This window comes from Streptomyces mirabilis (assembly GCF_018310535.1).
In the GTDB taxonomy this organism is placed as follows: domain Bacteria; phylum Actinomycetota; class Actinomycetes; order Streptomycetales; family Streptomycetaceae; genus Streptomyces.
The window spans coordinates 2,722,239-2,745,628 of record NZ_CP074102.1; the positions used below are offsets into that span (position 1 = coordinate 2,722,239).

Genomic DNA, 23,390 nt, shown 5'->3' on the forward strand with positions numbered 1-23,390 from the left:
CCCTCGTGTACCGGGCCGGGGTACCCGGACACGGGAATGGTGGCCCGCTCGCGTACGTTCCACCTCTGCGACGACGCACCCCCAGCAGCAAAGGAGCACGAGAGACATGCCGGGCACTGTGACGATGTACAGCACCACGTGGTGCGGATACTGCACGCGACTGAAGGGCCAGATGGACCGCGCGGGCATCGCGTACAACGAGATCAACATCGAGCAGGACCCGGAGTCCGCGGCCTTCGTGGAGAAGGCGAATGGCGGGAACCAGACGGTTCCGACCGTTCTGTTCGCGGACGGCTCGACGCTCACCAACCCTTCGCTGGCGCAGGTCAAGCAGAAGATCGGCGCGTAAGCGGTTCACCATCGGTGCGCCCCGGCGGTTGCCCGGGCAGTAACAGGGGCGGTCCTTGAATCTGACTCAAGGACCGCCCCTACTGTGTGACTTGCGCCACTCGTGCGAGTGGTGTGGTGTGTGTCGGTCAGGCGGCTGCCGCTCCCGGGCGCGGCAGGGGCTTGCCGTACCAGAGTTCGATCAGGCGGGCGGCGATGGAGATGCCGAACGGAGGCAGTACCTCGCCGGACTCGAAGGCGGTGCGCAGGTCCTCACGGGAGAACCAGCGGGCCTCGTGGATCTCCTCGCCGTCGACGTTGATCTCGGACGAGGTGGCGCGGGCCATGAAACCGAGCATGAGGCTGGAGGGGAACGGCCAGGGCTGGCTGGCGACGTACTCGACCTCGCCGACCGTGACGCCCGCCTCCTCGAAGACCTCGCGGCGCACGGACTGCTCGATGGACTCACCGGGTTCGACGAACCCGGCGAGCGTGGAGAAGCGGCCCTCGGGCCAGTGCACCTGGCGGCCGAGCAGGATGCGGTCCTCGTCGTCCGTCACCGCCATGATCACGGCCGGGTCGGTGCGTGGGTAGTGCTCGGCGCCGCAGGCGGGGCAGCGGCGGATGTGTCCTGCCGCCGCGATCACGGTGCGCTCGCCGCAGCGTGAGCAGAAGCGGTGCAGCCGCTGCCAGTTCTCCAGGGCGACGGCGTGCACCATCAGGCCCGCGTCGCGGGGTGAGAGCAGGAGTCCCGCCTCGCGCAGGCCCGCCGGGCGGGCGGACTGGTCGATGCGGCCGGGCAGTGCGTCCTTCTGGAGTGCGAAATAGCTCACACCGTCGTCGTCCGTGCCGAGGAAGTAGCGGTGCGCCTCCGTGAGGGGGGCCTCGAAGGAGGGGGTCATGAGGAGTTCGGTGGTGCCGTCCGCCGTCTCGTCGATGAGCACCTGACCGCCGGAGACCACGAAGACGCGGGTGGTGGGGTGGCTCCAGGCCGCCGCGAGCCAGGCCTCGTCGAGCCGGTGGTGGGCGGCCCGGTCGATGCCGCTCGGGGCGGTGAGCGAGATGGGACGGTCGGCGGTTCGGTCGGTCCAGGTGGTCACGGGTGCTTCCAACTCCCCCGGTGGAACGGTTATTTCGGCGGGCGGTTCAGCAGGTCGGGTGCGAAGGGCGCTGTTCGGGGTGGGGACGGACTTTGCGGGAAGGGTGGAGACGGGCTTCTTCAGTGTGCCTCGCGCCAGTTCTCGGCCAGGTCGCCCCACAGGTAGGCGCTGGTTTCGACGCCCTTCATGAGGAGGTCGAGTTCGACCTTCTCGTTGGGGGCGTGCCAGCCGTCGGAGGGGACGGAGATGCCCAGGAAGAGCACGGGGGCGCCGAGGACTTCCTGGAGGTCGGCCGCGGGTCCCGAGCCACCCTCGCGGGTGAAACGGATCGGCTGTTCGAAGGCGCGGCCCATGGCGCGTACGACGGACTGCAGGGCGGGGTGGTCCAGCGGTGTGAGACAGGGGCGGGTGGCGGCACCGAACGTGATCTCGTGCCGGATGCCGGCGGGCAGCCGGTCGGCGGCCCAGGCGCGGACCGCCTTCTCGATGTGGTCCGGGTCCTGGCCCGCCACCAGCCGGAACGAGAGTTTCACGGTGGCCGAGGACGGGATGATCGTCTTGCTGCCGGGGCCTTGGTAGCCGCCGCCGATGCCGTTGACCTCGGCGGTGGGGCGGGCCCAGATGCGCTCCAGGGTGGTGTGTCCTGCCTCTCCGTAGGTGGCCGTCGACTTGGCCGTGCTCAGCCAGCGCTCCTCGTCGAAGGGCAGTTCGGCGAAGAGCTCACGCTCGCGTTCGGAGAGTTCGGTGATGCCTTCGTAGAAGCCGGGGACGGCCACGCGCGCGTGCTCGTCGTGGAGGGCCGCGACGAGGCGGGCGGCGGCGGTGGCCGGGTTGGGCACGGCGCCGCCGAAGGAGCCGGAGTGGATGTCCTGCTGCGGCCCGTACAGCTCGATCTCGCACTCGGCCAGGCCTCGCATGCCGGTGCACACGGTGGGGGTGTCCTCGGACCACATGCCGGTGTCGGAGACGATCACGGCGTCGGCGGCGAGCCGGTCGGCATGACTCTCGACGAGGTCGCGGAAGTGCGGGGAGCCGGACTCCTCCTCGCCCTCGATCAGGAGCTTGAGGTTCACGGCCGGTGCGCCGCGTCCGGTGGCGGCGAGGTGGGCGCGGACGCCGAGTGTGTGGAAGAACACTTGGCCCTTGTCGTCGGCGGCACCACGCGCGTGGAGGCGGTTACCGCGGATCACCGGTTCGAAGGGGTCGGTGTCCCAGCCGTCCTCGCGGGCTGCGGGCTGCACGTCGTGGTGTCCGTAGACGAGAACCGTGGGGGCCCCGGGGTCCTCGGAGGGCCATTCGGCGAAGACGGCGGGGGCGCCCTCGGTCGCCCAGACCTCGGTGGTCGGGAAGCCGGTCTCCTGCAGCTTGGCGGCAAGCCAGTCGGCGCTGCGCGCCACGTCCGCGGCGTGGTCGGGTTGGGCCGACACCGAGGGGATGCGCAGCCACTCCGCGAGGTCGTCGAGGAAGGCCGTGCGGTGGTTCTGGATGTACGTGCGGACGGTGCTGACGGCGTTGTCAACGGGCTTGCTCATGCTCACGAGCCTATCCGCCCACGGAGGCGTGTTCGTCCGGCGGATCCCCGGCAGACGCTTCCTGTGGGTCCGCCGGGTCCTGTGTGAGCAGTCGTTCCAGTGCCGCGCGGTCCGGGAGCTCGTCCGGGTGGACCACCTCACCGCTGCGGACGTACAGGAACGCGGCCTTGACGGACTCCAGGGGCACGCCCTGTTGTTCGGCCCAGGCGAGGCGGTACAGGGCGAGCTGGAGGGGGTCGGCGGTGCCGGTGCGACTGGTCTTCCAGTCGACGATCTCGTACGTCGTGCCGGCGCCGTCCTCCGCCCGGTAGACGGCGTCGATCCGGCCCCGTACGACGCGTCCCGCGATGGCGAGCTGGAACGGTGCCTCGACGCGGTGGGGGGTGCGGTGCGCGTAGGGAGTGCGCTCGAAGGCGTCCTTGAGCTCCTCCAGGTCGCGTTCGTCGGCGATCTCGGCGTCGCTGCCTGGCAGCTCCTCCGGTTCCAGCATCGGCAGCCGCAGCTCTTCGAAGCGGGACTCCAGCCAGGCGTGGAAGCGCGTTCCGCGGCGCGCGGCGGGCTGTGGGGGGCGTGGCATGGGGCGCGCGAGCTCCTGTGCGAAGCCGTCCGGGTCGGCGGCCAGGCGCATGAGCTGCGTCACGGTGAGCGAGGCCGGCAGGGGGACGTCGGTGAAGCTCGCGCGGGCGCGCAGGAGCTCTCCGGTGAGGGCGTCGAGGTCGCGGTCCCAGGAGACGAGGGTGCGGGCCTCCTCCGGGGTGAGAGGCGCGGGTTCCTCAGGGTGCGGTTCCTCAGGGTGCGGTTTCGCAGGGTGCGGGCCAGCCCCCGGAGCCGATGCCTGGTGCGGGACCGTCGGGCGGTCCTGCGGGGGTCGCGTCGGCCGGTCCTCGGGGCGGTCGGTCGACCAGGAGTCCCAGTCGGAGTCGTCCCCGTCGGGGAAGTCGTCGTCCCCGTAGGCCACGTCGTCGTACGCGGGGTCGTCGTCCTCGGGCGGGGGTGGCCAGTCCGGATCGTCGTACGAGGTGGGGTCGTGGTCGGCCGCGTGCCCGGCTCCCTCCGCCCCGGGGTGGGGCTCTTCGTGGGACGCCACGCGCTCCAGATGGGCGAGTACGGTCTCGGCGGCGGCGCGGCGGCGGGCCAGTGCCGAGTCGTCGAGCGGGAGCGGCCACGCGTGGTCGGCTGCCGCCTCGCGCAGGGCGGGGTTCTCCTCGTCCTCGGCGGGCTCCTCGGCCCAGACCTCGATCTCGCCATGTCCGGCGGCGCAGTGATCGTAGAGGGCGTGCAGGAAGTCCGAAGGGCCGCGCGGCTTCTTCTGGGAGGGGCCCCACCAGTGGCCGGAACCGAGCAGGAGCGAGCGGGGGCGGGTGAAGGTGACGTAGCCGAGGCGGAGCTCTTCGGTGTGCTGGTGGTCCTTCATGGCCTCGTGGAAGGCCTTGATGCCCTTGGCGTCCCAGGTGGCGATCTCGGGGAGCGTGTCGGCGTCGCCGCGCAGCTCATGCGGCAGGACCTTGCCCTGGGCGGTCCACTTCTCGCGGCCCTGGCCGCTGGGAAAGGTGCCGGTGACGAGTCCGGGGACCGCGACGACGTCCCACTCCAGGCCCTTGGACTTGTGCGCGGTGAGCACCTTGACGGTGTTCTCGCCGCCGGGCAGGGCATTGTCTAGGCCCTTCTCGTACTGGGCGGCGGTGCGCAGGAAGCCGAGGAAGGCCAGCAGGGTGGCCTCGCCGTCGCCCGCGGCGAAGGACGCGGCGACGTCGAGGAAGTTCGACAGGGTCTCTCGGCGGCGGGCGGCCAGCGCGTGCGGGGACGCGGAGAGCTCGACCTCGAGGCCGGTGACGGCGAGCACCCGGTGCAGGACGTCCATCAGGGGGTCGGCGAGCGAGCGGCGCAGGTCGCGCAGCTCGGCGGCGAGCCGCGCGAACCGCACCCGCGCGTCCGGCGAGAAGGGCAGCCCGTCGTCGTCCCCTTCGGCCTCGATGGGCATCTCCAGGAACGTGTCGAGGGCGTCGGCGAGCGATATCACCTCGGCCGGGTCGACCCCCTCCACGGCCGCGGCGAGCCGACGGTCCATGTCCTCGTCGGCGCCCACGCGCGCGTGGGACACGAGCAGGCGGGCGCGCCTCCCCAGGAGGGCGAGGTCGCGCGGGCCGATCCGCCAGCGGGGGCCGGTGAGCAGGCGGACCAGGGAGGCGTTCGCCCCGGGATCCTGAAGGACTTCGCAGACGGCGACGAGGTCGGCGACCTCAGGCAGGTGCAGCAGCCCGGAGAGGCCCACCACCTCGACCGGGATGTCCCGGGCGACGAGCGCGCCCTGGATCTCGGCGAAGTCGCCCGCCGTACGGCACAGCACGGCGATCTCGCCGGGCGCCTTTCCGGTGCGTACGAGGTGGGCGATCGAATCGGCGAGCCAGTCGATCTCCTCGGCGTGGGTACGCAGCAGCGCGCAGCGGACCTGGCCGTCGTGCTCGGCTCCTGGGGCCGGGCGGAGGGCCTCCACGCCCTCGTGCATGGCGCGCAGGGGCTCCGCGAGGCCGTTGGCGAGGTCGAGGAGGCGGCCGCCGCTCCGGCGGTTCTCGCTGAGCGCCTGGCGGGCCGCGGGGCGGCCGTCGGCGTGTGCGAAGTGTTCGGGGAAGTCGTCGAGGTTGGCGACGGAGGCGCCGCGCCAGCCGTAGATGGCCTGGCAGGGGTCGCCGACCGCGGTCACCGGGTGGCCGGTGCCGCCGCCGAAGAGTCCGGCGAGCAGGATGCGCTGGGCCACCGAGGTGTCCTGGTACTCGTCCAGCAGCACCACCCGGAACTCGTCGCGGAGAATTTCCCCGACCTCGGGGCGGGTGCGGGCCAGGGTGGCCGAGAGGGCGATCTGGTCGCCGAAGTCGAGGAGGTCGCGCTCGCGCTTGGCCGACCGGTAGCGGCCCACCAGCTCGGTCAGTTCACGCCGGGCCGCGGCCGCCTCGGGGACCTTCCGCAGATCGGCGTTGGTGAGTTTGGCGCCCTCCAGGGAGCGCAGCAGCTCGGCGTCGTAGGCGCGCAGGTCCTCGGGCCGTACGAGGTGCTCGGCGAGTTCGGAGTCGAGTGTGAGGAGGTCGCCGACGAGGTCCGGGAAGGAGCGGGTCAGCGCCGGGTACGGTCCCGGGGCCTCGCGCAGTACGCGGGCGGCGAGCTGGTAGCGGGTGGCGTCGGCGAGCAGGCGGGAGGTCGGTTCGAGTCCGATGCGCAGGCCGTGGTCGGTCAGCAGGCGGCCCGCGAAGGCGTGGTAGGTGGAGATCACCGGCTCGCCCGGCGGGTTGTCGGGGTCGATCACGTCCGGGTCGGTGACTCCGGCCTTGATCAGTGCCTTGCGGACCCGCTCGGCGAGTTCGCCCGCCGCCTTGTTGGTGAACGTGAGACCGAGGACCTGCTCGGGGGCGACCTGTCCGGTGCCGACGAGCCACACCACGCGTGCCGCCATCACCGTGGTCTTGCCCGATCCGGCTCCGGCCACGATCACCTGCGGGGCGGGCGGTGCGGTGATGCAGACCGTCTGCTCCGGGGTGAACGGGATGCCGAGGAGCTCCTTGAGCTGCTCGGGGTCGGTGATAGGGGCGGGCATGTCGGAGAGGCTAGCGGCGCCCACTGACAGCGGAGGCCACATCGGCCGCCGGGACGGAAGAAGTGCTGGTCAACACGTGTGGTGCCGTACGTCACTCGCTGACGTGACGTCCTCTTGGGCCCCTCACTCGACCACGTGGCGTCCCTCGGGCCGAGCGCTGCACGATGCCCGGAAAGCGCAGTGCGTGCAGTGTTGTCCCGTGGTCGGGGAGAACCGTTCGTCGAGGACCTTCCCGGCCGCGGTGGCCAGCAGGTCGCCGACCCACTCGCCCTCCAGGGGCTCCTGGGCCTGCACCTTGGGGAGGGTCTCGCCGCCGTTCTTCTTGGCGGCACCCTGGCGCAGCTGGACGAGTTCCGCGCCGCCCGGCTCGGGGCGTACGCCGTCGAAGGTGTCGTCTACGGCCCCCTCACGGACGGCGAGCTGGTAGACGGCGAGCTGCGGGTGGTGCGCCACCTCCGCGGCGCTGGGCGCATGTTTGCCGGTCTTGAAGTCGACCACGTAGGCGCGGCCCTCGGTGTCCGTCTCGACACGGTCCATGGAGCCCCGGATGCGCACTTCGTAGTCGCCCGCCTCCAGGGTCACGTCGAAGTCGTGCTCACTGGCCACCGGCACACGTCCCGCACGGACGCCGTTGGAGTCGACGTGCCACTTCAGGAAGCGTTCGAGCGCCACGCGCGCGTGCTCCTTCTCCTGCGCGGACTTCCAGGGCGCGTCGAAGGCGAGCGCGTTCCACACGGAGTCCAGACGTTCCATGAGGACGGCGAGGTCGGCGGGGGTGCGTCCGGAGGCGACCTCGTCGGCGAGGACGTGCACGACGTTGCCGAAGCCCTGGGCGGCGGTCGCGGGCGCGTCGGCCTTGACCTCGCGGCCCAGGAACCACTGCAGGGCGCAGGTGTTGGCGAGCTGGTCGAGGGCGCTTCCGGAGAGCACGACGGGCTGGTCGCGGTCGCGCAGCGGCACCTTGCTCTCGGTCGGCTCGTACATGCCCCACCAGCGGTAGGGGTGCGCCGACGGCACGAGGGGGCGGCCGTCCTCGTCGCCGAGGGCGGCGAGCTTGGCCAGGCGGTGGGCCGCGGCCTGCCGGAGGGCGTCCGAGACCCGCGGGTCGACCGTGGTGGCGCGCAGTTCGGCGACCAGGGCGGCGACGGACAGCGGGCGGCGGGGGCGGCCGGTGACGTCCCTGGGTTCGACGCCGAGTTCGGTGAGGAAGCGGGAGGGCTGGTCACCGTCGTCGGCGGGGGCCTTCACGGCGGTGACGACCAGGCGTTCACGCGCGCGTGTGGCGGCCACGTAGAACAGACGGCGCTCTTCGGAGAGGAGCGCTCCGGGGGTGAGGGGTTCGGCGAGGCCGTCGCGTCCGATGCGGTCGGCCTCCAGCAGGGAGCCGCGACGGCGCAGGTCCGGCCACAGGCCCTCCTGGACGCCCGCGACGACGACGACGCGCCACTGAAGGCCCTTGGAGCGGTGCGCGGTCATCAGGCGTACGGCGGCGGGGCGCACCGCCCTGCGGGTGAGAGTGTCGGCGGCGATGTCCTGGGCCTCGATCTCCTCCAGGAAGTTGAGGGCACCGCGCCCGCCGGTGCGTTCCTCGGCGCGGGCCGCGGTCGCGAACAGCGCGCAGACGGCGTCGAGGTCGCGGTCGGCGTTGCGTCCGGCCGCGCCACCGCGCCGGGCGGCCCGCTCCAGGCGCTGCGGCCACGGTGTTCCCTCCCAGAGGTCCCAGAGCGCCTCCTCGGCCGTCCCGCCGCCCGCCAGGCGCTCCCGCGCCTTGCGCAGCAGCGCGCCGAGGCGCTGGGCTCCCCGGGCGTACGCCGGGTCGTGCGCGACGAGCCGCTCCGGCTCGGCCAGCGCGCGGGTGAGCAGTTCGTCGGAGGGCGGCGGTACGTGGTTGCCCGCGGCGCGCTCCTCCTCGCGCAGCGCGCGCCCCAGGCGCCGCAGATCGGCCGCGTCCATGCTCGCGAGGGGCGAGGCGAGCAGGGTGAGCGCGGTTTCGGTGTCGAGCCAGGGCGCGGCTTGCGCGTCGGCATCCTCAGGTACGTCGGCGTCTTCAGATGTGTCGGCATCCTCAGCTACGTCGATGTCTTCGCGTACGCCACTGTCACCGCCGGAGGGCGCGGCCGTACCCGACTCCGCGCGTGCCACCGCTCGCAGTGCCGTCAGCAAAGGCGTCACCGCCGGTTCGTGCCGCAGCGGCAGGTCGTCGCCGTCGATGTCGAGCGGCACACCCGCCGCGGTGAGCGCCCGCCTGATCGTCGGGATCGTGCGGGAGCCGGCGCGCACCAGGACGGCCATGTCGCCCCAGGGGACGCCGTCCTCCAGGTGGGCGCGGCGCAGGATGTCCGCGATGTTGTCCAGCTCCGTGCCCGCCGTCGGGTACGTGTAGACCTCGACGGCGCCGCCGTCCCGTACCGGAGACAGCCCGCGGTGGGCGCGTACCTTCTCCGCCGGAAGTCGGGTCAGCGGCATGCGCTGGGTGATCAGGCGGGTGGCGGTGAGCAGGGCGGCGCCGGAGCGGCGGGAGGTGCGCAGCACCTCGACCGGCGCGGGACGGCCGTCCGCGCGCGGGAAGGCGTCGGGGAAGTCCAGGATGCCGTTCACGTCCGCACCCCGGAAGGCGTAGATCGACTGGTCGGGGTCACCGAAGGCGACCAGGTTGCGGCCGCCGCCGGCGAGGGCGTGCAGCAGCCGGACCTGCGCGGGATCGGTGTCCTGGTACTCGTCCACGTAGACGGCGTCGTACTGTCCGGCGAGACGTTCGGCGACGCCCGGACGCCCGGCGAGCAGCACCGCGCGGTGGACGAGTTCCGCGTAGTCGAGCACTCCTTGGAGGTCGAGAACGTCCAGGTACTCGGCGAGGAAGGCGGCGGCCGCTCCCCAGTCGGGGCGGCCGATGCGCCGGGCGAAGGCGGTCAGGGCGTCGGGGCTCAGGCCCAGTTCACGGCTACGTGCCAGTACCGCGCGGACCTCGTCGGCGAAGCCGCGCGTGGTCAGGCAGGCGCGCAGCTCGTCCGGCCAGCGGACATGGGCGAGGCCGAGCCGCTCCAGGTCGGGCTGGCCCGCGAGCAGTTCGCGCACCGCCACGTCCTGTTCGGGTCCGGACAGCAGCCGCAGGGGCTCCACGAACAGGTCACTGTCCTGGTGGGCGCGGACCAGGGCGTAGCAGAACGAGTGGAAGGTGGTCGCCCGGGGGGCGCGGGCGGCCCCTATGCGCAGCGCCATGCGGTCGCGCAGCTCGACGGCCGCCTTGCGGCTGAACGTCAGCACCAGGATGCGTTCCGGGTCGCCGCCCCGCGCGATCCGGGCCGCGACGGACTCGACGAGCGTGGTCGTCTTGCCGGTGCCGGGGCCGGCCAGCACGAGCAGCGGGCCCGTGTCATGGTCAACCACCGCGCGCTGCTCTGCGTCCAGACGAGGGGGCCCCACTCGGACCGGCGCGGTACGCACCAGTCGGTACGCGCCGTGGGTCCCCTGCCGCACCTGGGGGTGCGACAGGCGCCTGGTGGAAGAAGAGGAGCTCACGTGGTTCGCCGGTCCTGGAGGTTGTGCGGGATATCACTGCCGGCGCGGGGCGCCGTCGTTGAGGGGTGGTGGTCGGGCGACGGGTGGGAGGAGCACCGCGCGTTCAGAGTGGTGGCCGCGGGGTGAGCGGGACGCGTGCCGTCGACGCTACGCCGGTGAGCACCGTGGAAGGAGGGCTTCCCCTTCTTCCCTCACACCACGTGCGTCCCCCGGCTCTCGAACGTACGGCATGTCACGGATGTGCCCCGTTTCCCCCGTACGGGCCACAGGTTCCCCATCGCCCCGTCCGATGCCGGAAGCTGTCAGGTGTGACCCTGCGCGCGTTCGCCGCCGTCCCATCGTGCCCGTCTCATGTCGATGCGCGGCAGATGCCCCTCGGAGGCCCTGCTCGCCTCCTTCAGGGGCGTGCCCTCGTCGCGGTAGTGGCCCAGCGCCTCGAGTTCGTGGCCCGGGAGCAGCGCGCCGTCCGCGCGGACGACCCGCCACCACGGGACCGCTCCTCCGTAGAGGGCCATCACCCGGCCCACCTGGCGCGGTCCGCCCTCCTCCAGCCACTCGGCGACGTCCCCGTACGTCATCACGTGCCCGGGCGGGATCGAGTCGGCGACCTCAAGGACCCGCTCCGCGTACTCCGGCAGGACATCCGTCGGAAGGCTCTCCTCGCTCATCCGCCCCATCCTGCCCCATCCCACCGACAGTGCCACGAGTCGGTGACTGTGCGTATCCCTCGCCACGAAGGCGCACTTCGGGCAGACTGTGCGCCCCCGTATTTGCACCCTGATGCCCCCGTGTGTCGGTGGGGCATGCCACCATCGTGCGGGCGGTGACTGGTGATACGAGATCAAGAAGAGACGATGAGGCAGCAGGGCGTGCACCCCGAAGACGCGGAGAGCACCTCCGCGGCCTCGTCGCGTCCGGACACCGGCGACACCGACCCGAAGGACTTGGGCGAGGCGGCGGACGAGCCCACGACGACGGTGGACGAAGAACCCGTTCCTGACACCCACGGACGAGCCCAGAAGCGGCTCGATCCGAAGGACGACTGCGGCGACGAGGTCCACAACGACGAGGTCGAGGGCGACGAACCGCTGCTGCCCGCGCGCGTGCACCGTCCGTCCGATCTGATGCGGCTCATGGTCGGCGTCCTCGCCATCGCCGTGCTGCTGGCCATCGCCGCGTTCGCGCACGGCACCACCTCGGGACTCGAACAGGACATCAACAAGGGCACGGGCCAGGCACCCGATCTGCTGATCAAGATCGCGGGTCTGGCGTCGAGCATCGCGATCCTCCTGGTGCCGGTCGCCTTCGCGATCGAGCGGCTGATCAAGCGGGACGGGCTGCGCATCGCCGACGGCGTGCTGGCCGCGGTCCTCGCGCACGGAGTGACACTCGCCACGGACCTGTGGGTCGCCAAGGGCGCCCCGAGCTCCATCCAGGAGGCGCTCACCCAGCCCTCGCCGGGTGACATCCATGCCCTGACCGACCCGGTGCACGGCTATCTGGCGCCGGTCATCGCGTACATGACTGCCGTCGGGATGTCCCGCAGACCGCGCTGGCGCGCGGTGCTGTGGGTGGTGCTGCTCCTCGACGCCTTCTCCATGCTGGTCACCGGCTACACCACGCCGTTCTCGATCATCCTCACGGTGCTGATCGGCTGGAGCGTCGCGTACGGGACGCTGTACGCGGTCGGCTCGCCGAATGTGCGTCCGACCGGGCGGACGCTCATGGCGGGCCTGCGGCACGTCGGCTTCCACCCCGTCAGCGCGGCCCGCGAGGACACGCCCGACACCACGGAGAACGGCGACCGCGGTCGGCGCTACTTCGTCACCCTGGAGGACGGCCCGCCGCTGGACGTCACGGTGGTCGACCGTGAGCAGCAGGCCCAGGGCTTCTTCTACCGCGTGTGGCGCAACCTGACGTTGCGCGGCCTCGCCACCCGTCGCAGTCTCCAGTCGCTGCGCCAGGCCCTGGAGCAGGAGGCGCTCCTCGCGTACGCGGCCATCGCGGCTGGGGCCAACGCCCCGAAGCTGATCGCGACCTCCGAGCTCGGTCCGGACGCCGTGATGCTCGTCTACGAGCACACCGGCGGGCGCACCCTGGACTCGCTGCCCGACGAACTCATCACGGACGATCTCCTGCGCGACACCTGGCACCAGGTGCAGGCACTTCAGTCGCGACGTATCGCGCACCGCAGGCTCGCGGGTGACGCGATTTTGGTGGATCGTTCCGGCACGGTGATCCTCACCGATCTGCGCGGCGGTGAGATCGCGGCCGGCGATCTGCTGCTGCGCATGGACATCGCCCAGTTGCTGACCACGCTGGGGCTGCGCGTCGGCGCCGAGCGCACGGTGGCATCAGCCGTCGGTGTGCTCGGCCCGGACCCGATCGCCGACTGCCTGCCGCTGCTGCAGCCCATCGCACTGACCCGCTCCACCCGCGCGACGCTGCGCAAGCTGGCCCGGGAGCGCGCACATCGCGAACGCGACGCGGTCCTGGAAGCCTCCCGGCAGAACAAACTCGCCCGCGCGGAACAGACCCAGCACGCCGAGGCCGCGGTGGAAAAGCCCGGCAAGAAGGCCGTACGCGCGGAACAGCGGGCCGAGAAGCGGGCGATCGACGAGGCACTGGACGAAGCACGCGAGGAGGATCTCCTCACCCAGATCCGCCACCAGGTGCTGCGGATCCGCCCGCAGGCGCCGGTCGAACCGGCCCGCCTGGAGCGGGTGCGGCCGCGCACGCTGATGAGTTTCATCGCCGGTGCCATCGGCGGGTACTTCCTGCTGACGCAGCTCACCCACATCGAGTTCGGGACCCTCTTCGACAACGCCCAGTGGGGCTGGGTCGCCGCGGCCGTGCTGTTCTCCGCGCTGAGCTACTTCGCCGCGGCGATGGCGCTGCTCGGCTTCGTACCGGAGCGGGTGCCCTTCATGCGGGCCGTCGCGGCGCAGGTCGCCGGCTCGTTCGTGAAGATCGTGGCGCCCGCCGCGGTCGGCGGTGTCGCCCTCAACACGCGCTTCCTGCAGCGTGCGGGGGTGCGACCGGGGCTCGCGGTGGCGAGTGTCGGCGCGTCCCAGCTGTTCGGGCTCGGCTGCCACATCCTGATGCTGCTGTCCTTCGGCTATCTGACCGGCACCGAGAAGACGCCGTCCCTGTCGCCCTCCCGCACGGTCATCGCCGGTCTGCTGACGGTCGCCGTACTGGTACTCGTCGTGACGTCGGTGCCGTTCCTGCGCAAATTCGTCAGCACGCGCGTGAGGTCGCTGTTCGCGGGCGTCGTACCGCGCATGCTCGACGTGCTCCAGCGGCCCCAGAAACTGATCACCGGCATCGGCGGCATGCTGCTGCTGACCGCCTGCTTCGTGATGTGCCTGGACGCGTCGATCCGCGCCTTCGGCCACCAGCAGCCCACCACGCTCAGCCTCGCCAGCGTCGCCGTCGTCTTCCTCGCCGGTAACGCGCTCGGCTCCGCGGCGCCGACCCCCGGCGGCGTCGGCGCGGTCGAGGCGACCCTCACGGTCGGTCTGATCGCCGTGGGGCTCCCCAAGGAGGTCGCCGCCCCCGCGGTGCTGCTGTACCGGCTGCTGACACTGTGGCTTCCGGTGCTTCCGGGCTGGCTGTTCTTCAACCACCTGACCCGCAAGGGCGCCCTCTAGAGCCCCGCGCCGGCCCTCCCTCACGAGCCCCCGCGCGCCCTCACCCGCACGGCCCGCGCCCCGAGCGCCCCGCCCAGCACGACCGCAGGATGGGGAGCATGCCGAACCCGTCTCCGCCGCGCGCCGCTGCGCTGGCCCTCTCCGTCGCTGTGCTGTCCGCCGTGCTGGCGGGCTGCAGCGACAACTCGAAGAGCGAGGACCTGCCGGCCCAGACGCTGAGCTGGAAGGACTGCCCGGCCCCCGCCGAGTCCGAGGGCGGCGGCAACGCCCCCTCTCCCCTGCCGGGCGGCACACAGTGGCAGTGCGCCACCATGAAGGCACCCCTCGACTGGGCCGATCCCAAGGGCGACACCATCGGGATCGCGCTGATCCGGGCGCGGACGAGCGGCGACCAGAGCAAACGCATCGGCTCCCTCATCTTCAACTTCGGCGGCCCCGGCGGCTCCGGCGTCAACACACTGCCCGCCTTCGGCGAGGACTACGCGAAGCTGCGCACCCGCTACGACCTGGTGAGCTTCGACCCGCGTGGGGTCGGCCGCAGCGCGGGCGTGAAGTGCGAGGACGACAGCCGGCTCGACGTGTTCTTCCAGCAGGACGCCACCCCCGACGACACCGCCGAGCAGAAGAACCTCCTCAGCAACACGAAGACGTTCAACGCGGCCTGCGAGAAGAACTCCGGCCGGACCCTCCCCCATGTGCGCACCACCGACGCGGCCCGCGACATCGACCTCATGCGCCAAGTGCTCGGCGACGCCAAGCTGCACTACTTCGGCATCTCGTACGGCACCGAACTCGGCGGCGTCTACGCCCACTTGTTCCCCAAGAACGTGGGGCGCGCCGTCTTCGACGCGGTCGTCGATCCGACGCAGAACCCGGAACAGAGCGCGCTCGGACAGGCCAGGGGCTTCCAGCTCGCGCTCGACAACTTCGCCACCGACTGCACCTCGAAGACCGAGCCCTGCCCGATCGGCGACACCCCGCAGGACGTCAAGGACCGCATCGCCAAACTCCTCAAGGACCTGGACAGCAAGCCCATCCCCGGCGTCTTCCCACGCCAGCTCACCCAGACCGAGGCCACCAACGGCATCGCGCAGGCGCTGTACTCCAAGGACTTCTGGGAGTACCTGACGGAGGGCTTGGAACAGGCGTACAGCGGTGACGGCAAGACACTGATGCTGCTGTCCGACTCGATGAACGGGCGCAACCAGAACGGCCAGTACAGCAACCTCTACGCGGCCAACGTCTCCATCAACTGCGCCGACGAGAAACCGCGGTACACGATCTCCGACGTGCAAGCCGGGCTGCCGGCGTTCCGGGCCGCCTCACCGCTGTTCGGCGACTATCTGGCCTGGGGCATGCTCAGCTGCACCAACTGGGCCGTCCCGGGCGCCGCCGACCACCCGGACGTCAGCGCCACCGGTGCGGCGCCGATCCTCGTGGTCGGCAACACCGGCGACCCGGCCACGCCGTACCAGGGCGCGAAGAAGATGGTGGACGCGCTCGGCAAGGGAGTCGGCGTCGAGTTGACCTACAAGGGTCAGGGGCACGGCGCGTACGACAGCGGGAACAAGTGCGTGCACAACGCGGTGAACGGCTATCTGCTGGACGGGACCGTACCGCCCGCGGGAACCGTCTGCAGCTAGAACCAACGCCATCCGCACCAAGAAAAGTGCAGGTCAAACGGTTATCCACAGGCCTCCGCGGCGCCGGCCGCGGGCGCCTACCATGGCCTGCATGTGATCCGCGACATCCGGCGGACCACGGGCGAGGGGGGAAGTTCATGACGCGTTTCGCACGGTGGACGGCCGCGGCGGCCGCCACGCTGCTGGTGGCAGGCTGCGGCAGCGGCTCGTCGGGGGACGGCAAGGACGAGGGGAAGAACAGCGGCCGGCCGTCGGCCGGGGCACCTTCCTCCGGCACCGCCTCGGGGCTGCCCGCCTCGCTCACCTCACAGAAGCTCGACTGGGGCCACTGCAAGGGCTCCTCCGCGCCGGGCAGTGGCTGGCAGTGCGCGACGCTCAAGGTGCCGCTGGACTACGCGAAGCCGGACGGCGAGACGATCGGCCTGGCACTGATCCGCTCGAAGGCGACCGGCGGCCAGAGCAAGCGCATCGGCTCACTCCTGTTCAACTTCGGCGGTCCCGGCGGCTCGGGCGTCGACACGATGCCGTCGTACGAGAGTGCCGTCGGCCCGCTCCACGAGCGCTACGACCTGGTGAGCTGGGACCCGCGCGGCGTCGCCGCCAGCGAGGGCGTGCGCTGTCGCAGCGACAAGGCGATCCAGGCAGCCGAGTCCGTGGACGCCACCCCGGACGACGCGGCCGAGGAGACCGCGTACTTCAAGGACGCCGCCGACTTCGGCAAGGGCTGCGCGAAGGCCGTCGGAAAGCTGCTGTCACACGTCTCCACGACCGACACGGCCCGCGACATGGACCTGATGCGCCAGGTCCTCGGCGACGGGACGATGCACTACCTCGGCTTTTCGTACGGGACCGAACTCGGCGGCGTGTACGCCCACTTGTTCCCCAAGAACGTGGGCCGTCTGGTGCTCGACGCCGTCGTCGACCCGAGCGCCGACACGGTCGGCCACGCCAAGAACCAGACCCTGGGCTTCCAGCGCGCCCTGGACGACTACCTCAAGTCCACCGGCCAGGACCCCAAGCAGGGCTCCCAGAAGATCGTGGACCTGCTGAACCGCATCGACGCGAACCCCCTGCCGACGGCCGACGGCCGCAAGCTCACCCAGACGCTGGCGCTCACCGGCATCGTCCTGCCCCTGTACAGCAAGGAGGGCTGGCCCCGCTTGACCAATGCGCTCAAGGGCGCCGAGGACGGTGACGGTTCGGGGCTGCTGGCCCTCGCCGACGGCTACAACGACCGTGATTCCTCCGGGCACTACGGCACGACGACCCACTCCCAACGGGTCATATCGTGCTTGGACGACAAGCAGCGGCCGACTCCCGCGGAGACGAAGAAGCTGCTGCCCGAGTTCGAGAAGATCTCGCCCGTCTTCGGGGACTTCATGGGCTGGGACACCGCGGGTTGGTGCCACGACTGGCCGGTCGCCGGCCAGTACGACAACCCGGAGGTCAGCGCGCCGGGCGCCGCGCCCATCCTGATCGTCGGCAACACCGGGGACCCCGCGACTCCGTACGAGGGCGCCCGCAGAATGGCCGACGAGCTGGGCAAGGGCGTCGGAGTGGAGCTCACCTGGAAGGGCGAGGGCCATGGCGCCTACGGGAGTGGGAGCGAGTGTGTCGACTCCACGGTGAACAGCTATCTGCTGGACGGGACGGTGCCGAAGGACGGGAAGGTCTGCGCGTCGTAGTGGCGGGTGCGGCGGACGGACGCGGGCCTGTACCCGGGCCCACCCGGCCGGCGAAGACCCGACGCACGGACGCACGGCCGTCGAACCACCGGCCCGCGAGGGACCGGCCAACGGAAAGGGGCCCGGCACACGCGGTGCCGAGCCCCTCCCGAAAAGCCGTACGCCTGGTACGCCGGCGCCTAGTAGACCGGCTTCTCCGGCTCGATCTGGTTGATCCAGCCGATCACGCCGCCGCCGACGTGCACCGCGTCCGAGAAGCCCGCGGACTTCAGCACGGCGAGGACCTCCGCGCTGCGGACGCCCGTCTTGCAGTGCAGGACGATCTTCTTGTCCTGCGGAAGGGTCTCCAGGGCGGTGCCCATGAGGAACTCGTTCTTCGGGATCAGCTTGGCGCCGGGGATCGAGACGATCTCGTACTCGTTGATCTCGCGGACGTCGATGATCTCGATGTTCTCGCCGTCGTCGATCCACTCCTTGAGCTGCTTGGGAGTGATCGTCGAGCCGGCCGCCGCCTCCTGGGCCTCCTCGGACACGACACCGCAGAAGGCCTCGTAGTCGATGAGCTCGGTCACGGTGGGGTTCTCGCCGCAGACCGCGCAGTCCGGGTCCTTGCGGACCTTGACCTGGCGGTACTGCATCTCGAGGGCGTCGTAGATCATCAGGCGGCCGACGAGCGGCTCACCGATGCCCGCGAGAAGCTTGATCGCCTCGTTGACCTGGATGGAGCCGATGGACGCGCACAGCACGCCCAGCACGCCGCCCTCGGCGCAGGAGGGGACCATGCCCGGCGGCGGGGGCTCCGGGTAGAGGCAGCGGTAGCAGGGACCGTGCTCGGACCAGAAGACGGAGGCCTGGCCGTCGAAGCGGTAGATGGAGCCCCACACGTACGGCTTGTTGAGCAGGACGCACGCGTCGTTGACCAGGTAGCGGGTCGCGAAGTTGTCCGTGCCGTCGACGATCAGGTCGTACTGGCTGAAGATGTCCATCACGTTCTCGGCCTCGAGCCGCTCTTCGTGAAGGACCACATTCACGTACGGGTTGATGCCCAGCACGGAGTCACGGGCCGACTCGGCCTTGGAGCGGCCGATGTCTGCCTGACTGTGGATGATCTGGCGCTGCAGGTTCGACTCGTCGACCTCGTCGAACTCCACGATGCCGAGCGTGCCCACGCCCGCGGCGGCCAGGTACATCAGCGCCGGCGATCCGAGGCCGCCGGCGCCCACACACAGCACCTTGGCGTTCTTCAGCCGCTTCTGCCCGTCCATGCCCACGTCGGGGATGATCAGGTGGCGGGAGTACCTGCGGACCTCGTCTACGGTGAGCTCAGCAGCTGGCTCAACCAGGGGTGGCAGCGACACGGGGACTCCGTTGGTCGGTCAATCACTACGGTTGTTCTCCCCGTAACACTGCCACGCCCTTCTTCATTCCGAGACACCCGTTCCGATCCGCGAGACGATTTCGTCCCAGTAGCCGGGCATCGTCTCCCACGGGTCGGCCCGTCCACCGTGATCCGTGCGGTCGGTGAAGTAGATCGTGGCGGCGCCCTGCCAGCGCGCGATGCGCAGCGCCTCGTCGAGATGCCCGCGCGGTATCCCGTGCACGAAGTGGCAGAAGCGCTCGGGCGGATAGTCGGCGGTCCACTCGGCCACCTGCGACCAGCGGTAGTCGCTCCAGGTGCCGGAGAAGGTCACCAGCTGGTCGGCGCTTTCGGCATAGCCGGGGTAAGGGTGGGTGCCGTGGCCGAGGACGAGGTGCGCGTCGTCGAGGAGCGTGCGCAGCGTGGTGGCCGCCCGGCGGACCTCGGGGAGCGCGGCGCGCTCGGTGGGGCAGCGGTGCAGGAGGAACCCGCCGACCCGGTACCAGTCGAGATACCGGCGTGCGTCGGATATCACCTCGGCGAAGGCGCGTGCGCCGTACGTCACGTCCAGGTGTCCCAGGACGCGCACGCCCGCGTTGCGGAGTCGGCCGGCGGCCTCCAGGCAGTGCGGGTCGGGGCGGGTGCCGGGACCGTTGGCCACGTTCAGGACGGCCCAGTGCACGGGGGTGCCGGGGCGGGTGAGTTCGCCCCACTCGGCCGGAGCGACGAGGGGGTGCGCATAGCCGGGGACGCCGAGGCCGACCCGTAAGTCCGTGCTCGCTATGCCCGTCGCGGCGCTGGTCAGATACGACATGCAGCCTCCATCCAGATATCGGCGAGGGATTCCTCGAGGTTGATCCGGGGCCGCCAGCCGAGCCGGTCTCGTGCGGTGCGCACATCGGCCTGCTGCCAGCTGCCGCAGCCGTCCGGGTAGGGGTACGCGACCGGCGCCCCGTGATCCGGTTCGGTGCGGGGGTGGCCGATGGACGACCTCATGGGTCCGGGCGGGCCGTCGAGTTCGTGCAGCGTGCCCCCGTAGCCGGCCACACGGGCGAGGACGGCGGCGGCGTCGCGCAGACGGACAGCGCGGCCCGAGCCGATGTTGATGACGCCCTGCGCGGCGGAGAGCGAGGCGGCGTGCACGGCGCGGGCGACATCACGGACATCGATGAAGTCGCGCTGGACGCCGAGTCCGCCGAGTTTGAGTTCGCCGTCGCCGGACTGCATGGCGCGGCGCAGGGCCTCGGCGAGGCGGCCGAGCGGGGATCCGGCGGGGGTGCCGGGGCCCGCGGGCGAGAAGACGCGCAGGACGACGGCGTCGAGTCCGGAGCCGAGGACCAGTTCGGTGGCGGCGAGCTTGCTGACGCCGTACGGGCCGCCGGGGCGCGGTACGGCGTCCTCGGCCGTGGAGGAGCCGGGCTGGCTGGGCCCGTACTCGGCGCCGCAGCCGATCTGCACCAGGCGGGCGCCGCAGCCGCTGCGGCGCAGGGCCTCGCAGACGGTGGCGACGGCGACGGTGTTGTGCCGGGTCAGTTCGCGGGCTCCGCCGCGGGTGGCGCCCGCGCAGTTGATGACGACCCCGGGGTGCACCGCGTCCAGGAAGCGGGTGAGGGCGCCGGGGCTGCCCGAGGCGAGGTCGAACCGTACGTCGGCGTCGTCGCCCCGACCGAGCGCGGTGAGCTGCACGGCCGGATCGGCGAGCAGTCTGTCGGCGACGAAACGGCCGAGGTATCCGTTGGCTCCGATCAGCAGGACTCTCATCGGGCGGCTCCCGGGGCGGATTCTCCGGTTCGGGAGGTGATCATCTGGCGTTCTCCTTCGGGGTGGTGCCGTGGGTCGGACGGAGCGCCCGCGGTGTCGGCCCCGCGGGAGGGTGCGCCCGGCACGAGGGCTGGACCCTCGGGCGCCGGTCGCGGCTCATGGCGTCCCGCCCGGTGTGGCGTGGGCCGAGGCCCGGGTCAGGGTGCGGGTCGCGTGGATCAGGAGGACGAGCGCGGCCGCGCCGCACGCCAGGGCCGGAACGGCGCCCGGACCCCAGGCGCCGGCGATGGTCTCGACGGGGGTGGCGACGAACGAACAGCCGGGCAGGCGGGCCGCGAAGACCGTGGTGAGGGCGGTCACTTCGGCCGCGCCCGCGGCGCCGAGGACGACGGCCGGGGCGTGGGTGAAGCCGCGCGTCGTGAGCAGGCGCGCGAGCAGCAGCAGCGCGCCGAGGGCGCCTGCTCCGGCGTACGCGCTGGGCCCGTTGTAGGCACCGGGCTCGCTCGGTGCCTCCCGGCACAGTGCGAGCAGCCCGCCCAGGGCGCAGAGGAACAGGGCGAACACCACCAGGAGCAGGGGCCGTACGGAGACGGCGAACTCCTCCAGGTCTCGGCTCGCGGTCAGTTTGCGGCGGGCGCCCGCGGTGAAGAGGTGGGCGCACCAGGCCGCGGGGGCGCACGCCAGGGCGAGGGCCAGCACGGGTGCGGTGGCCGGGGGCCAGGGGCCGTCGGGGCCGCCTTCGATGCCGACGCTCAGCAGTGCGTCACCGAGCAGGGCGTACGCGATCAGCCAGCAGGTCCAGGCACGGGTGCCGCTCGTCGTGCGGTGCGTGGTGCTGAGGGGACCTCGGCGCAGCGCGGCGCGCAGGCCGAGCGTCACGGCGAGGGTGCCGACGGCGGCGACCGCGAGGCGCGGCTGCCCCTCGGTGAGCCGCAGCCCGGCCACGGTCGCCGCGTACAGGGCGCCCGGCAGCAGGGAGAGCACGGCCCAGTCGGCGCGCGCGCCGGGGTGTTCGGGGGCCACGGGCCTCGGCACCGGGTCCGAGTCGCGGGCGACGCGCGCGTACATCTCCTCGGCGAGCGAGAAGACGTCCCGGTGCCGGAACCGTACGGCGGTGCGGTCGGTCACCCCGTGCGCCTCCAGGCCCGCCGCGATCTCCAGGGGGTCGACGGCGCGCTCGCAGAGTTCACGATGCCGGTGCATCAGCGCCTTCACGGGGTCCACGGCGCCGCGGCGACCACCGCCGAGGGATGTGCGCGCGCCTCCCGGGTCGCCGACGGAGTCGCCCCCCGGGTCACCCCCGGCGTCCCCGCGTGCACCGCCCGAGCCGTCCCGTACGAGTTCGCTCATCACGCCCCCTCCCCCGCGGACAGCGGAGCTGTGGCGCGCACCGGTGCCCCTGCCGCCCAGCGCGGGTGTCCCGTGGCCATGAGGCGGGCCTCGGTCCACCGGCCGGGTACGTGGGCCTCGGCCGTCACGCCGAACGGCAGGGGGTCTCCCGCGTCGTCCACGACGAGCCGCCGGACCGGGGAGCGCGAGACGATCTCCAGGTAAATGCCGTGAAATGCCGCGATGTTCTGCTCGACCGTGAAGAGTTCGAGGGCTCGCGCGCGGGCCGCCGCGCCCAGGCGTGCACGCCGTTCGGGGTCGCGCAGCAGCGCCACGCAGGCCTCGGCGAGCGCCCGCGGATTGCGCGGCGGCACCACCAGCCCCGTACCGCCGATGACTTCGACGACCGCGCCGACGTCCGTGGACACGGTGGCGCGGCCGCAGAACATGGCCTCGACCAGGCTGATCGGGAAGCCTTCGACGACGCTCGAGAGGACGACCACGGCGCCGGACGCGTACGCCTCCGCGAGGCTCGGGACCTCCGGATCGCCGATCTCCTCGAAGGACACCGGGTTGTCGCCGACCGCGTGCACGCCCTCCGCCTCGTCGGGGAAGAGCTGGGCGGCCAGCGCTTTGCAGTGAGCCAGGTACAGCGCGCCCTCCGGCCCGTCGGCGGGTGCGCCGACCATCCGCAGCCGGGTCTTCGGTGCCTCCTTGCGGACCTCGGCGAAGGAGTGCAGCAGTGAGATCAGGTCCTTGGCCGGCTCGATGCGGCCGACCCAGACCAGGGTGTCCGGCTCCTCGCATCCGGAGCCGTCGGCCCGTTCGCCCACCTCCGCGAAGCGGGCGGCCTCCATGCCGGGGTAGACGGTGCGCAGTTTGGCGCGGTCGGCGCCGCAGCGCTCCTGCCAGCGGCGCGCGTGGGTGTTGCCGGGCGTGATGAGCGCGGCCCGGCGGTAGACCTCGGCGGCCAGCGCGCCGTGGAAGGCGGCGAGCAGCGCCCGTACCGCGGGGGACTCCTCGGCGGCGGAGGAGGCGAGGTAGTGCGCCCGCAGCTGCACGCCGTACTCCGTGACCAGCAGCGGCACCCCGGCGAAGTGCAGGGCGAGCAGGCCGGGCAGGGCGGCCTCGCCACCGGCCGCCGCGTGGCAGAGGTCGACCGAGCCGAGCCCGTCGTCCGCGTACCAGTCCAGCGAGAGGGGGCGCAGGGCGCGCTCGATGTGAGCGGCGACGGACAGCAGGTCGAGCACGCGCGCGGTACGCGCGGCACGCAGTGCGCCGGGCGCACGACAGGCGCGCTCCAGGGCGCGCACGGCCCCTTCGGAGCGCAGCGCCCCGACCAGCCCGCCCTCGTCGCGGGCCAGTTCCGCGAGCCCGTACAGCGCACTGCCGAAACGGTCCGCCTCCACACCGCCAGGGGCCTCCACACCGCCGGAGGCCTCCGCACCGCCAGGGGCCTCCGAGCCGTCGAGGATCGCCGGCGTGGCACACACCGTCGCCACCAGTTCCCCGAAGCACTCGGCGAACCGCCGACGCGCCCGTCGCCCGTGTACCACGCCGTCGTCCTCGGCCGTCCACAGCGGAGCCGTCCGCACCCGGCTGACCTGCGGCGGCAGCTGGATCCAGCCCTCGTCCTCCTGCCGCTCGCTGCGGCTGAGCGCGTAGATGTCGAACTCGTGCTGCTCTAGCCCGCGCACGAGCCGGTCGCACCAGAGTCTGGCGTCACCGCTCACATACGGATAGCCACCCTCCGTAAGCAGTCCGATGCGCACCAGTGCACCCCCGATCTCCCTATGGGGAGCCGCCGTTGACCCGGCGGCTCGCAGCGGGAAGAACGTATGCGTACATGGCGGTGGCGCGACGGACGGTTGTCCATCGCGCCACCAAAAGGGGTGAAC

General features: G+C 71.9%; 14 protein-coding genes. 4 read left to right on the forward strand and 10 right to left on the reverse strand.

The genetic code is table 11. The features are described 5' to 3' along the window. Nucleotides 1–106: 106 nt before the first annotated feature. Nucleotides 107–349: a mycoredoxin gene (locus SMIR_RS11830; RefSeq protein ID WP_054228181.1), complete on the forward strand. Its 243-nt coding sequence runs from the start codon at nt 107–109 to the stop codon at nt 347–349. 127 nt (nt 350–476) lie between these two features. On the opposite strand, the gene nudC is transcribed toward SMIR_RS11830, so the two are convergent. From nudC to SMIR_RS11855, 5 genes are all read right to left on the reverse strand, one after another. Further along, nucleotides 477–1,427 (reverse strand): NAD(+) diphosphatase, encoded by a 951-nt coding sequence (nudC, locus tag SMIR_RS11835; RefSeq protein WP_180362056.1) that lies wholly within the window; start codon nt 1,425–1,427, stop codon nt 477–479. 119 nt (nt 1,428–1,546) lie between these two features. After that, entirely contained in the window at nt 1,547–2,959 is a 1,413-nt protein-coding gene (locus tag SMIR_RS11840) for a dipeptidase (RefSeq protein ID WP_212726969.1), read from the reverse strand. A gap of 10 nt (nt 2,960–2,969) precedes the next feature. After that, the gene (locus SMIR_RS11845) at nt 2,970–6,545 is read right to left on the reverse strand and encodes an ATP-dependent helicase (protein WP_212726970.1); all 3,576 of its coding nucleotides are present in this window, start codon (nt 6,543–6,545) and stop codon (nt 2,970–2,972) included. 123 nt (nt 6,546–6,668) lie between these two features. Further along, the gene (locus tag SMIR_RS11850) at nt 6,669–10,064 is read right to left on the reverse strand and encodes an ATP-dependent helicase (RefSeq protein ID WP_212726971.1); all 3,396 of its coding nucleotides are present in this window, start codon (nt 10,062–10,064) and stop codon (nt 6,669–6,671) included. Between the two features lie 302 nt (nt 10,065–10,366). After that, nucleotides 10,367–10,732 (reverse strand): MGMT family protein, encoded by a 366-nt coding sequence (locus SMIR_RS11855; protein ID WP_168495331.1) that lies wholly within the window; start codon nt 10,730–10,732, stop codon nt 10,367–10,369. A gap of 186 nt (nt 10,733–10,918) precedes the next feature. On the opposite strand from SMIR_RS11855, the gene SMIR_RS11860 reads away from it, so the two are divergent. The 3 genes from SMIR_RS11860 to SMIR_RS11870 all read left to right on the forward strand — a co-directional run bounded on the left by SMIR_RS11860 (nt 10,919) and on the right by SMIR_RS11870 (nt 17,045). Continuing rightward, on the forward strand, nt 10,919–13,717 hold the full coding sequence (locus SMIR_RS11860) for a lysylphosphatidylglycerol synthase domain-containing protein (protein WP_212726972.1): 2,799 nt from the start codon (nt 10,919–10,921) through the stop codon (nt 13,715–13,717). A 98-nt stretch (nt 13,718–13,815) separates the two neighbouring features. Continuing rightward, nucleotides 13,816–15,360, forward strand: a complete 1,545-nt coding sequence (locus SMIR_RS11865) for an alpha/beta hydrolase (RefSeq protein ID WP_168495327.1) — start codon at nt 13,816–13,818, stop codon at nt 15,358–15,360. 137 nt (nt 15,361–15,497) lie between these two features. Continuing rightward, the gene (locus SMIR_RS11870; protein WP_212726973.1) at nt 15,498–17,045 is read left to right on the forward strand and encodes an alpha/beta hydrolase; all 1,548 of its coding nucleotides are present in this window, start codon (nt 15,498–15,500) and stop codon (nt 17,043–17,045) included. 179 nt (nt 17,046–17,224) lie between these two features. Here the strand turns inward: SMIR_RS11870 and moeZ are convergent, their stop codons facing one another. From moeZ to SMIR_RS11895, 5 genes are all read right to left on the reverse strand, one after another. Continuing rightward, a complete protein-coding gene (gene moeZ, locus SMIR_RS11875; protein ID WP_168495323.1) occupies nt 17,225–18,403 on the reverse strand; it encodes an adenylyltransferase/sulfurtransferase MoeZ in 1,179 nt (392 codons plus the stop codon). A gap of 63 nt (nt 18,404–18,466) precedes the next feature. Continuing rightward, on the reverse strand, nt 18,467–19,216 hold the full coding sequence (locus SMIR_RS11880) for a spherulation-specific family 4 protein (protein WP_168495321.1): 750 nt from the start codon (nt 19,214–19,216) through the stop codon (nt 18,467–18,469). Further along, a complete protein-coding gene (locus SMIR_RS11885) occupies nt 19,204–20,163 on the reverse strand; it encodes an NAD-dependent epimerase/dehydratase family protein (RefSeq protein WP_168495319.1) in 960 nt (319 codons plus the stop codon). Before SMIR_RS11885 ends, SMIR_RS11880 begins: the two co-directional genes overlap by 13 nt. A 156-nt stretch (nt 20,164–20,319) precedes the next feature. After that, nucleotides 20,320–21,366 (reverse strand): hypothetical protein, encoded by a 1,047-nt coding sequence (locus tag SMIR_RS11890; RefSeq protein WP_168501286.1) that lies wholly within the window; start codon nt 21,364–21,366, stop codon nt 20,320–20,322. 146 nt (nt 21,367–21,512) lie between these two features. Then, nucleotides 21,513–23,264, reverse strand: a complete 1,752-nt coding sequence (locus SMIR_RS11895; protein WP_212726974.1) for a DUF3492 domain-containing protein — start codon at nt 23,262–23,264, stop codon at nt 21,513–21,515. Between the last annotated feature and the right edge of the window lie 126 nt (nt 23,265–23,390).